This window comes from Comamonas sp. wu1-DMT (genome assembly GCF_040187805.1).
Classification (GTDB): Bacteria; Pseudomonadota; Gammaproteobacteria; order Burkholderiales; family Burkholderiaceae_C; genus Comamonas; species Comamonas thiooxydans.
Genome location: NZ_JBANEM010000032.1, coordinates 1 through 12,353 on the forward strand (window position 1 = coordinate 1; position 12,353 = coordinate 12,353).

Here is a 12,353-nt window from a genome sequence, read left to right on the forward strand (position 1 = left end):
TCTCGTTATTGCAGAACACGACAACGCTTCGATCAAGACCGCGACCCTGAACACCGTGACGGCCGCCAAGGCCTGCGGCGGTGATGTGCATGTGCTGGTCGTTGGCGAAGGCGCCGCCGCTGCAGCAGCCGCTGCCGCCCAGATCGCCGGAGTCTCCAAGGTCATCCATGCTGACGGCGCCAGCCTCAAGGACGGCCTGGCCGAAAACGTCGCCGCCCAGGTGCTGGCACTTGCTGGAAATGGTGCCGGCAACTACAGCCACATCCTGTTCCCCTCGACCGCCTCGGGCAAGAACGTGGCCCCCCGCGTGGCCGCCAAGCTGGACGTGGCCCAGATCAGCGACATCACCAAGGTCGACTCCGCCGACACCTTCGAGCGCCCCATCTATGCGGGCAACGCCATTGCCACCGTGCAGTCCGCCGATGCCGTCAAGGTCATCACCGTGCGTACCACCGGCTTTGACGCAGCAGCTGCCACTGGCGGCTCGGCGGCCGTGGAAACGGCGGCAGCCGTGGCTGACAGCGGCAAGAGCGCCTTTGTGGGCCGCGAAGTGACCAAGAGCGATCGTCCCGAGCTGACGGCAGCCAAGATCATCGTCTCCGGTGGCCGTGCTCTGGGCTCGGCCGAGAAGTTCACCGAAGTGATCACTCCCCTGGCCGACAAGCTGGGTGCGGCCATCGGTGCCAGCCGTGCGGCCGTTGATGCGGGCTACGCGCCCAACGACCTGCAAGTGGGCCAGACGGGCAAGATCGTGGCGCCCCAGCTGTACATTGCCTGCGGCATCTCGGGAGCGATCCAGCATCTGGCGGGCATGAAGGACTCGAAGGTGATCGTGGCGATCAACAAGGACCCGGAGGCACCGATCTTCTCGGTGGCCGATTACGGGCTGGAAGCCGATCTGTTCCAGGCAGTGCCTGAGCTGGTGAAGACGATGTAAGTGTTGCCATGGCACCGCGCAACAGGGCGGTGCCAACGGCCCGGGCAACGGTGTCCGGGCCCCGGCCAGAGCGGCACACAAGGTATGTGCCCCGGCCCCACCTGGTTCAGAGATTCAGGAGACAAACATGCAGATTTCCCTTGGTCGCCGCAGCCTGGTGCTTGCCACGGCCGCCTTCGTGACTGCCGCAGGCACCGGCGCATCAGCCTGGGCACAGTCCGGCGACTATCCCGCGCGGCCGGTCACGCTGATCGTGCCATTCCCGGCAGGCGGCCCCACCGACCGCCATATGCGTACGCTGGCCGACATCGCGGGCAAGCACCTGGGCCAGCCCATCATCGTCGAGAACAAGCCCGGCGCGGGCGGCACGCTGGGCCCCGGCGCCATGGCGCGCACCGCCAAGCCCGACGGCTACACCATCACCCAGTTCCCCATGTCCATGCTGCGCATGGCACATATGCAAAAAACCGCCTGGAACCCGGTCACCGATTTCACCTACATCATCGGTGTCTCGGGCTATACCTTCGGTTTCACGGTGCGCTCGGACTCGCCCTACAAGAGCTTCAACGAGTACATCGCCGCCGCGCGCAAGAGCCCCGGCAAGATCGAATACGGCTCCACGGGCATAGGTTCATCGCCGCATCTGCTGATGGAAGAGCTGGCCGAGAACGCCAAGGTCACTCTCAATCATGTGCCTTTCAAGGGCAACGCCGACTTGCAGCAGGCCCTGCTGGGCGGCCATGTGGCTGCACAGAGCGATGCCTCGGGCTGGGACACCTATGTGAATGGCGGCCAGATGCGCCTGCTCATGACCTTCGGTGAAAAGCGCACCCAGCGCTGGCCCGACGTGCCCACGGCCAAGGAGCTGGGCTATGGCGTGGTCTCCACCTCGCCCTACGGCCTGGCGGGGCCCAAGGGCATGGACCCGGCCGTGGTGCGCAAGCTGCACGACGCCTTCAAGAAGGCCATGGACGATCCGCGCCATGTCGAGGTGCTCAGGCAGCTCAATCAGGACGCCTGGTACCGCTCGGGTGCCGACTATGCGCAATGGGTGCGCGAGGCCTACGCCAAGGACAAGGTCCTGATCGATCGCCTGGGCCTGGCTGCCAAATAGGCCTGTCCTCCAATGCGCCCGCAGGGCCGTGGGGCCCGCAGGTGCAGTCCGCTTGAGATTCGTGAATTCCTGAAACGGAGCCCCTCATGACTGTTTCCCTGCCTTCGCCCGATGCACCCTTCACCACGCTGGCTGCGCTGATCCGCAGCCATGCGTGCCAGCAGCCCGGCCATGCCGCGCTGCGCGACGACCAGCAGACGCTGAGCTATGCCCAGCTCGACGCCCTCATGGAGCGCGTGGCCGCCGCGCTACAGCGCGACGGCGTGCAGCCGGGCCAGGCCATTGCCATCTGTGCGTTGAATTCAGTGTGCTATGCCGCCCTGTTCCTGGGCGCGCTGCGTGCGGGCGTGGTGGTTGCGCCGCTGGCGCCATCCTCCACGGCCGAGAGCCTGGCTTCCATGCTGCGCGATGCCCAGGCGCGTCACCTGTTCCTCGACCAGGCGGCTCAGGACCTGGTGCCCGCAGACACCGGACTGCAATGCATCTCGCTGGACGGCGTGGCGCCGGGCAGAGCCTTCGAGGACTGGCTGGCACCCGAAGGCGCGCAGCCCGCTGCCGTGAGCCTTGCGCCCGAGGCACCGTTCAACATCATCTATTCCTCGGGCACCACGGGGACTCCCAAGGGCATCGTGCAGTCGCATGGCATGCGCTGGACCCATATCAACCGGGGCGGCGTCTACGGCTACGGCCCCGAGGGTACGACGCTAGTGGCCACGCCGCTGTACTCCAACACCACACTGGTGGTGTTCTTCCCCACGCTGGGCAGCGGCGGCTGCGTGGTGCTGATGCCCAAGTTCGACGCGGCACGCTATCTGCAACTGGCCCAGCAGCACCGCGTCACCCACACCATGCTGGTGCCCGTGCAGTACCAGCGCATCATGGCACTGCCGCAGTTCGGCGAGCATGACCTGTCGAGCTTTCAGGCCAAGTTCTGCACCAGTGCACCGTTTCGCGCAGAGCTCAAGGCCGATGTGGTGGCGCGCTGGCCAGGCAGTCTCACCGAGTTCTACGGCATGACCGAAGGCGGGGGCACCTGCATCCTCGAAGCCCATCTGCACCCGGACAAGCTGCACACCGTGGGCCAGCCCGCCGAAGGCCATGACATCCGCCTCATCGACGAGCAGGGCTGCGAGGTCGCTCCCGGCGCGGACGGCGAGGTTGTGGGCCATTCGGCCAGCATGATGACCGGCTACCACGGTCAGCCCGCCAAGACACGCGAGGCTGAATGGTTCGATGCCACGGGCAAGCGCTTCATCCGCACGGGCGATGTGGGCCGATTCGATGCAGACGGCTTTCTGACCCTGTTCGACCGTCGCAAGGACATGATCATCAGCGGCGGCTTCAACATCTATCCCAGCGACCTGGAGGCTCAGCTGCGCGCCCACCCGGCCGTGGATGATGTGGTCGTGGTCGGCGTTCCCTCCGATCAATGGGGCGAAACGCCCGTGGCTTATGTGGTGTCGCGCACGGGCCAGCCGGCCCGGCCCGAGGAGATCATGGGCTGGTACAACCAGCAAGCCGGCAAGACCCAGCGCCTGGCCGACCTGCGCTTCATCGCTGAGCTGCCGCGCAGTGCCATCGGCAAAGTGCTCAAGCGTGAGCTGCGCGACCAGTACGCGGCGGGACGCTGAGCCTGTCTTCCATTCCACGATGCCCATCACGAGACCTATCCCATGAGTCATGACACCACGATGTCCGAAGTCCGCCGCCAGGTGACGCCCGAAGAGTGGCAGACCCGCGTCGAGCTGGCTGCCGCCTATAGGCTGGTAGCCCACTTCGGCTGGGACGACCTGATCTTCACCCACATTTCGGCGCGCGTGCCGGGCCAGCCCGGCCAGTTCCTGATCAACCCCTACGGCATGCTGTTCGACGAGATCACGGCATCCAGCCTGGTCAAGGTCGATCACGAAGGCCAGCCGCTTATGGACAGCGAGTACGACGTCAATCCTGCAGGCTTCGTCATCCACAGCGCCATCCACGACGGCCGGCCCGAGGTGCAGTGCGTGCTGCACACGCATACACGCTACGGCGTCGCCGTGTCGGCTCAAAAGGATGGACTGCTGCCCATCTCGCAGCAGTCCATCTTCCCGCTGGTGCGCCTGGCCTACCATGACTACGAGGGCGTGGCCCTGCGTGATGACGAAAAGCCGCGCCTGGTGGACGATCTGGGTGCCAGCAATTTCCTCATCCTGCGCAATCACGGGCTGCTGACCTGCGGCCGCAGCGTGGCCGAGGCCGTGCTGGCCATGTACACGCTGGAGTCGGCCTGCCGCATCCAGATTTTGGCGCAGTCGGGTGGCGGCGAGCTGACGCGCATCCCGCAGGCCATCATTGCCGACGCGGTCAACCAGTCGCGCCAGGTCACCAAGGGCAAAGGCGCGGGCTTGGCCTGGCCGGGCCTGCTGCGCCGCCTGGACCGCATCGACCCAAGTTATAAGGACTAACACCCCCTGAGTCGCTGCGCGCCTTCCCCCTCTCTCGCTTCGCGGGAGGGGGACGACACCCTCGCTGCGGGGCGGCCCTTGCTTGGTGTCACTCGCTTGCGCTGTTGCCGTTTCGCAGGCAGCGAACAGAGCTCAGATTCATGGAGAAATCAATGGGAATTCTGGTCAACATCCACCCCAGCATGGGCACGCCCATCGTCGAGTCGCTGCGTGCGCTGGCACCCGATCTGCGCGTCTGGGCCCACCGCGACGAGGCGCCTGCCACCGAGGTCGAAGCCATGCTCGCCTGGAGCCTCAAGCCCGGCGTGCTGCCGGCCTATCCGAAGCTCAGGCTGCTGTGCGCACCCAGTGCCGGTGTGGACAAGTTGCTGGCCGTGCCCGATCTGCCGGCTGACCTGCCCGTGGCGCGCACCGTCGATCCGCAGCAGCATGTCGAGATCGCCCAGTATGTGGTCGGCACCGCGCTGCGCCATACGCGCGAGCTGGATCTGTTCGCGCGCCAGCAGCAGGCCGGCGACTGGCTGCGCCGCCCAGTGCGCGCCGGCGCCGACTGCCGCGTGGGTATTCTGGGTCTGGGCGAGGTCGGTCGCTTCGTGGCTGCTGCCATGCAGGCCGTGGGCTATCCTGTCGCGGGCTGGAGCCGCAGCGCTAAGAACATTGCCGGCCTGACTACCCACAGCGGTGCAGAGGGTCTGCAGCAGCTTCTGACCGGCAGCGACATTCTGGTCTGCGCCTTGCCGCTTACGCACGAGACGCGCGATCTGCTGAACCGCCGCACGCTCTCCCTGCTGCCGCGTGGCGCCTATTTCATCAATGTGGGGCGCGGCGAACAGGTGGTCGAGGATGAACTGCTGGCTCTGCTCGACGAAGGCCATCTGGCCGGCGCCGCGCTGGATGTGCTGCGCGAGGAACCGCCCCAGCCCGGCAACAAGGTGTGGGGGCACGCCAAGGCCTTTGTCACTCCGCATATCGCGGCCCAGGCCTCGGCCGACACCGTGGCCCGCCAGTGCCTGGAGAATCTGCGCCGCCTGCGTGCGGGCGAGCCCTTGCTCAACCTGGTGGACGTGGCCCGCGGATACTGAGACGTATTTCCCTTTCCCTGTCGCGCTGCCGCGCGGCGCTTTATCCTTGCAAGAACCAAGAGACATTCATGCCTTCGACATCTCGCCGCAGCTTTCTTCAATCGAGCGCCGCAGCCGGCGCCGCCATGCTGGCTCCCTCGGTCTGGGCCCAGAGCCCCTGGCCCTCCAAGCCCATACGCATCGTCGTTCCCTACACGGCGGGCGGCTTCACCGACCAGATGGCCCGTCTGCTGCAAGTGGGTTTGCAGAAAGCGCTGGGCCAGCCCATCGTCATCGACAACAAGCCTGGTGCGAACAGTCTCATCGGTGTGGATCAGGTGGCCAAGTCCGCACCTGATGGCTACACGTTCGGAGTGGTGATTGCCGCTTATGCGGCCAACACCACGCTGTATCCCAAGCTGCCCTACAACCCTGGCAAGGATCTGGTTGGCGTGTCTCTGATGGGGATCTCGCCTCTGGTTGCTGCAGTGTCTAACAATGCTCCGTTCAAGACCACGCGGGAGCTGATTGCCTATGCCAAGGCACATCCTGGCAAGGTCAGCTTTGGCTCCTCGGGAAGCGGCTCCAGCGCGCATCTCACAACCGAGTTGATGAAGTTGCTGACGAAGACGGATATGACTCATGTGCCCTACAAGGGGGCCGCACCGGCACTGACCGACCTCATGGGTGGTCAGATCCCGCTGTTCCTAGATCCTCCGCCCAATCTGATCCAGCCTGCCAAGGCCGGTCGCATTCGTCTGATTGGCGTGGCCAGCGACAAGCGACTGGCGGTTTTGCCCGATGTACCGACATTTGCCGAGCAAGGCATCCCCGACCTGATGGGCAGCACCTGGGCAGCAATGATTGCACCGGCAGGAGTGCCCAAGGAGATCGTGCAGCGCATGTCCGCCGAAGTCGCTCGCATCATTCGCAGCCCTGAAATCACGCAGCGCATGCAGCAGACCATGGGTACGTTTGCCGAAGGATCGACACCAGAGGAATGCGATCGTTTCATCGCCGCTGAAACTGCCAAATGGGGGAAAGTGATCCGTGAAGCCAAGGTGACGGTGGAATAGGCTCCTTGGCCTGGTTTGTCCCCGGCAGGGGGGCGAAGCAGGCCTCAAGGGAAATGGAGCGGCGGCCGGGTGAGGTGAACGCAAAGGGATCTCCTCATTCGCCTATGGTGCGAAGTGGAGATGGCTGCATCGTGGGAACTCCTGCCGAACAAGCCCGGGACAGTGCGATGAGGTCTCCGTCAGCTTGTCGGTGCCGTCAAGGCTGCGGAACCTCGCTGGCGGCGACGCGCCACCGCCTCCTCGGCGCCCTCAATGTATGCCTTTCCCGATAGGCTGCGGGCGTCATTCCCACATACCGGACGAACACCCGCCGGAATGCGGAGGCATCCTCATACCCGCAGGCCAGCGCCACGGAGGGCACGCTCTCCAGCGTGATCTCGAGCAGCACCCGAGCCCGCGCGCAGCGCAGTCGGTGCAGGTGGTCCAGCGGGCTGTGCCCCAACTCCTGCTGGAAGTGGCGCAGCAGGGTGCGAGGGCTGGCTGATACCGCGTCCGCCAGCGCCCGTAGGTCATAGGGCTGCTCCACGCGCGTCTCCAGCCAGGCTATGGCATGGGCCAGCACGCTGGTCCGTGTGGTGGGAATGCGGCGGTCCTGCAAGGCGGTGCGCGTGGCGCGTTCGCGCTGGGGATCGGGCTGCAGCACGGCGGCCAGCGCCGCGGCCAGGTCGTCGCCGAAGGCATGGCGCGTGAGTGCGATGGCCATGGGGGCCAGGGCTTCGGGGTGGGAGGCGCTGAGCCAGGGCCTGTCGTCCACGAAGGACTGGCCCTCGGCAAGTTCTATGCCGGTAAAGTCCAGTCCGAATCCGCCCATGAAATACCAGGGCAGAGCCACACGGTGGCCCTCGCAGCGCCCGCTGGCGGCCGCGAACCAGGCTCCGCTGCCCAGCGTGCACACGATCAGGCCCTGGTCGAAGGCTGTGGCGATGCGCTGCGTGAGGCCCGGATGCGCGGCGACGATGTCGCGGATGGATGGAATGTCGGGGCAATGCAGCGTGCTTGCGAAGACGGCATGCGCCGGCCCTTCGGCCAGAGCGCCTTCGGCCGCGTGCGGCATGGCCGGCAGGGTCTGGCCCCTGTCATCGACCCAGCGCCAGCCAAAGCGCGGTGCGCGCCGGCCCAGGCGCAGGCTGGCAACAAGGTTGGCACTGCGCAGCATCTCCACGAGATGCGCGGCGTGGCCTGTGGCGCTGTGCTCCAGGCAGGGCAGCTCGATGACGAAGGTCCGGGGCATGGCGTTTCTGACTCCTCGAATGGCGATTTCGCCGTGTCTGTCACAGGCGCTTCACTTTTAGCATGACTGCTTGTGCCATTTTTCAGGGTCACGAAGATGCCTTATAAACAGTCCGAGACAAAGCTTTCCACACCACCCCGCATAGGCTTGCGGCGCATCGCGCTGGCCGGCTTGCTGGCCTGTGGCCTGCCGCTGGCAGCCAGCGCCCAGGGGCTGGATGCCCAGGGTCTGGCAGCGCTGGATGCCGCCATTCAGCCGCTGGCGCCCAAGATGGTGGAGTGGCGTCGCGACATTCACCAGCATCCAGAGCTGTCGGGCCAGGAAGTGCGCACGGCCAAACTGGTGGCCGATCACCTGCGCCGCCTTGGCATGGAGGTGCAGACCGGCGTGGGCGGCACGGGCGTGGTGGGGGTGCTGCGCGGCGGCCAGCCAGGCAGGACCGTGGCCCTGCGCGCCGACATGGATGCACTGCCTGTGGCCGAGAAGACGGGCCTGCCCTTCGCCTCCAAGGCCAAGGCACAGTACATGGGCAAGCAGGTCTCGGTCATGCATGCCTGCGGGCACGATGCCCACGTGGCCATGCTCATGGGCGCGGCCGAGGCGCTGGCCGGCATGCGCGCCAGGCTGCCGGGCACGGTGAAATTCATCTTCCAGCCGGCCGAGGAAGGCGCTCCGGTGGAGGCCGATGCTCATGGTCATGTACCCAGTTTCGGCGCCAAGGCCATGGTGGAGGCCGGCGTGCTCAAGGATGTGCAGGCCATCTACGGCCTGCACATCACGGCCAATCTTCCCTCGGGCATGGTGGGCTACCGCAGCGGGCCGCTGATGGCGGGCTCGGACAGCCTGAGCATCCAGGTCGAGGGCCGGGGCGGCCATGGCTCGTCGCCGTGGAGTGCGGTCGATCCCATTGTCGCGGCCAGCCAGGTGGTGCTGGGCCTGCAGACCGTTGTCAGCCGCCAGCTCAACATCAGCCTGGAGCCTGCCGTGCTGACCATTGGTTCCATCCAGGGCGGCACGCGCTACAACATCATTCCCGACAATGTCGAGATGCAGGGAACGCTGCGTACCTTCGACGAAGACATGCGCCAGGAAGCGCACAAGCGAATCACGGCCACGGCCGAGCAGATCGCGGCCTCCAGCGGCGCCAAGGCCAAGGTGCGCTTCGGCCCTGTGGCCTATCCTGTCACCACCAATCCGGCCGCGCTGACCGAGGCCTCGCTGCCCGCGCTCAAGCTGGCCCTGGGCGGCAAGGCCATGGTGATTCCCAAGGTCAGCGGTTCCGAGGATTTTTCGGAGTTCCAGAAAGTGGTGCCGGGATTCTTCTACTTCCTGGGTGCGCCGCCGGCAGGCCATGACTTCACCAAGGCACCGCCCAATCACTCGCCGCTGTTCGACATCGACGAGAAGCAACTGCCAACGGGTGCACGTTCACTGGCCGCGCTGGCCGTGGACTATCTGCAGCGCAATCCATAGTCGTTGTTCACTATGAGCGGCTGAGGTCGCTTGCCTTTGCGATTCGGTGCAGCGAAAAGCATTGGCAAGCGTTGAACGCTCCCGACCAAAGCATTGATTCGCTGGCCGTGGTTTTGCATGGCGATGGGCGTTTTTTGAAACCCTGGAAAAACCGGGCTATAATCACTATCTCTGTAGGGGAGTCGCCAAGCTGGTTAAGGCACTGGATTTTGATTCCAGCATGCGAAGGTTCGAATCCTTCTTCCCCTGCCAAGATATAAAAAAGCCCCGACTGTTTATGCAGCCGGGGCTTTTTCTTTGTCTTCAATGCTGCGCCTGGCTCCCAGGAGAAGCCGGCAGATTGGGCTTGCTGCAGCCATTGATCGACGCGTATCCAATGAGTGCGCCATAAAGCCCGAAGTGGCTCAAGGTCCGGCAGAGAAATTCCAGGTTTCGCAGGAGTGCTTTCACTCTGACACCGGCGGGGGCGCTGGTGTGCCGCCAAACCGTCCCGCAGCTTTGCTGGAGCGGGCTCGATGCCTAGGTGTGAATAGCGTCAACCCAGACGATGAGCAGCGATTCAGCAGCGCGTGGCTGGTCGCAGTGCAGCAGACCTGCGCTATCGATTTACAAAACAGTGGCAATTTTTTTTACCTGAGCTTTACAATCCTCACGGAAATGGAATTGAGATTGATTCTCGTTCTGTTTCTTGCTGCCAGCCCCTATACGGTGTCTCCGTTCCAGCCACAGCGTCATTCGTTCTTCGGCACTTCTTGTCTGAAGAGAACACCCAGGCTTGTTTTTTACGCTCATGCTGGAACGCTCGTTTTTCCCCGTCGCCGGGGTTTTGCCATTTCGTCTTCATGCCACGGTTGTGGCCGTCAGCGTGGTCTGCCTGCTGCCTGGTCTCAGCCATGCACAAGAGGATGCCGCCTCGACACTGGCAGAAGTGACGGTGCAGGAAAAGGCCATTCCCAATGTCTATGGAGAGTCGAGTGATTCCTACGTGGCCGGCGGAGTCGAGGTCGGCAAGGCGGCGCAGTCTCTGCGCGAGGTTCCGCAGTCGGTGACTGTGGTGACTCGTCAGCGCATGGACGATCAGGCCATGCGCACGCTCGATGATGTGATGAACTACACCACCGGGATCACGCGCGAAGAGACCTGGCTGGATACGACCTATCTGTCCCGCGGCATGAACATCACCAATTTCCGGTTCGATGGCGGTGCTGCCAGCTCCTCTCGCTCGGGCAGTCGCAGCCTGGACATGGCGCAGTTCGACAGCGTCAGTGTGCTGCGCGGAGCCGACGGTCTGTTTGGTGCAGGTGAGGCTGGTGGGGTTCTGAACTTCACCTACAAAAGGCCCCAGGCCAAGCGTCAGACGCAGGTTCTGCTTTCCGGCGGAACCATGAGCAACTATCGCACTGAGCTCGACACCACGGGCGCGTTGAACGAAAGCGGAACTCTGCGTGGCCGTTTCGTGGCCGTGAACCATGACCGAAAGGAAATGGCAGCCCCATCCAAGCTCAAGCGGCAGATGCTGTATGGGGCGCTGGAGATGGACCTGACGTCCAGCACGGTTGCCACGCTGGGTGCCAGCTATCAGAAAGACAGAAACACGGGCTTCAATGCCAGCCTGCCGCGCTATGCGGATGGCAGCGATATCGGCTTTGCGCGCAATACCAACTTTGGTGCACCCTGGAACTGGATCAATCGCGAGAACACCACGGTCTTTGCCAAGCTCGAGCAGCAACTCGGCAATGACTGGCTGCTCAAGACCCAGCTCAGACACACCCGCTTCAATGAGGGCGTGAATGGCGCGGAGATCGAAAGTTCGCCGGATCCCGTCACGCTGCAGGGTGCGGACTGGTGGATCCATCAAGCCAAGTCACGCGAGCGTGAAACCAGCTTCGATATCAATTTGCAGGGTAGCTTTGATGCCTTGGGTCAGCGCCACGATGTGATACTGGGTCTGGATCAGCACCACAACAGCAATACCAATCGAAGCCTGTGGCCGAGAGTGGGGCCGGCCGACGTCTTCAACCGGATCCCACCGGAAGACCCCGGTTATCCGCTGGGTGACTGGACCAGCGGCTCGCAGACAAAAACGCAAAAGAGCGGCCTCTATGGCTCTATTCGCCTGCGTCCCGTGGAGCGCTGGTCCGTGGTTTTGGGCGGACGCTATGTGCTGCAGGATCGCAATACCCAGCACGACATGAACGGTGCTCTCACGGCAAAGAGTCGGGAATCGAATGTCTTTGTGCCCTATATGGGGCTGATGCATGAGCTGACCAAGTCGACCAATCTGTATTTCAGCACCGCCGAGATCTATCAGTCCCAGGCCGGAAAGTTCTCGGCACCACTGCCGGGGACGCCGCTGGATCCGGTGCGTGGTCGTACCTACGAGCTGGGTGTCAAAAGCGAGCTGACCCCCAATCTGATTGCCAGTGCGGCATTGTTTCGTACCGATAAAAAAGGCGAGGCCGTTTACGACCCCGCTTACCCCCAGACCGATTGGCGCGGCGGTTGCTGCTACTTCCGCGACGGCTTCAAGCTGAGCCAGGGCATCGATCTGGAGATGACGGGGAGAATCACTCCCAATCTCCAGCTGGCGGTGGGCTATACCTACAACAGCAACGAAGACAGACGCAAGGACAGCGCCCAGTTCAGCACGGTCACGCCGCGCCATCTGTTCAAGGCCTGGGCGGACTATCGCATGAGCGGCGATTTGCGCGGCTGGAGCGTGGGCGGAGGTGTGGTGGCGCAGAGCTCGAACTACCGGGCTTCGGGCATCAGCGCTTACAACCCGGCAACGGGCCGTTATGACGGAGCCTGGACACCTTACAACTTCACTTCCCCGGGTTACGCAGTCTGGTCGGCTCGTGTGGCCTATGCATTCAACAAGGATTGGAGCCTTGCGATGAATGTGGGGAACTTGTTTGACAAGACTTACTACAGCACGGTCGGCTATGCGGGTTACGGCAACTTTTACGGCGAAAAGCGTACGGTTACCGTGTCGCTCAAGGGCCGTTTCTGACGGG

The 12,353-nt window shown here is 63.9% G+C and carries 9 protein-coding genes and 1 tRNA gene; 9 read left to right on the forward strand and 1 reads right to left on the reverse strand.

Going from position 1 to position 12,353, the window contains the following annotated elements; all coding sequences use genetic code 11:
- The 6 genes from V8Z78_RS25545 to V8Z78_RS25570 all read left to right on the forward strand — a co-directional run.
- Nucleotides 1–937: electron transfer flavoprotein subunit alpha/FixB family protein (locus tag V8Z78_RS25545; RefSeq protein WP_349732401.1), on the forward strand; the 937-nt coding region annotated here is incomplete at its 5' end.
- Between the two features lie 127 nt (nucleotides 938–1,064).
- A complete protein-coding gene (locus V8Z78_RS25550; RefSeq protein ID WP_279088970.1) occupies nucleotides 1,065–2,051 on the forward strand; it encodes a tripartite tricarboxylate transporter substrate binding protein in 987 nt (328 codons plus the stop codon).
- 86 nt (nucleotides 2,052–2,137) lie between these two features.
- Entirely contained in the window at nucleotides 2,138–3,682 is a 1,545-nt protein-coding gene (locus V8Z78_RS25555) for a class I adenylate-forming enzyme family protein (RefSeq protein WP_349732402.1), read from the forward strand.
- Between the two features lie 42 nt (nucleotides 3,683–3,724).
- Nucleotides 3,725–4,495 carry a class II aldolase/adducin family protein gene (locus V8Z78_RS25560; RefSeq protein ID WP_003063661.1) on the forward strand — a complete coding sequence of 257 codons (771 nt, stop codon included), beginning with the start codon at nucleotides 3,725–3,727 and terminating at the stop codon, nucleotides 4,493–4,495.
- A 152-nt stretch (nucleotides 4,496–4,647) separates the two neighbouring features.
- Nucleotides 4,648–5,577 carry a 2-hydroxyacid dehydrogenase gene (locus V8Z78_RS25565; protein ID WP_349732403.1) on the forward strand — a complete coding sequence of 310 codons (930 nt, stop codon included), beginning with the start codon at nucleotides 4,648–4,650 and terminating at the stop codon, nucleotides 5,575–5,577.
- A gap of 68 nt (nucleotides 5,578–5,645) precedes the next feature.
- On the forward strand, nucleotides 5,646–6,632 hold the full coding sequence (locus V8Z78_RS25570) for a tripartite tricarboxylate transporter substrate binding protein (protein ID WP_003063664.1): 987 nt from the start codon (nucleotides 5,646–5,648) through the stop codon (nucleotides 6,630–6,632).
- 196 nt (nucleotides 6,633–6,828) lie between these two features.
- Here the strand turns inward: V8Z78_RS25570 and V8Z78_RS25575 are convergent, their stop codons facing one another.
- Nucleotides 6,829–7,863: a GlxA family transcriptional regulator gene (locus V8Z78_RS25575; protein ID WP_349732404.1), complete on the reverse strand. Its 1,035-nt coding sequence runs from the start codon at nucleotides 7,861–7,863 to the stop codon at nucleotides 6,829–6,831.
- Nucleotides 7,864–7,959: 96 nt separating this feature from the next.
- On the opposite strand from V8Z78_RS25575, the gene V8Z78_RS25580 reads away from it, so the two are divergent.
- From V8Z78_RS25580 to V8Z78_RS25590, 3 genes are all read left to right on the forward strand, one after another.
- Nucleotides 7,960–9,336 (forward strand): amidohydrolase, encoded by a 1,377-nt coding sequence (locus tag V8Z78_RS25580; RefSeq protein ID WP_349732405.1) that lies wholly within the window; start codon nucleotides 7,960–7,962, stop codon nucleotides 9,334–9,336.
- A 175-nt stretch (nucleotides 9,337–9,511) separates the two neighbouring features.
- Nucleotides 9,512–9,588, forward strand: a tRNA-Gln gene (locus tag V8Z78_RS25585).
- 523 nt (nucleotides 9,589–10,111) lie between these two features.
- Complete coding sequence (locus V8Z78_RS25590; RefSeq protein ID WP_349732406.1) at nucleotides 10,112–12,349, forward strand: TonB-dependent siderophore receptor; 2,238 nt, start codon at nucleotides 10,112–10,114, stop codon at nucleotides 12,347–12,349.
- Nucleotides 12,350–12,353 lie beyond the last annotated feature (4 nt).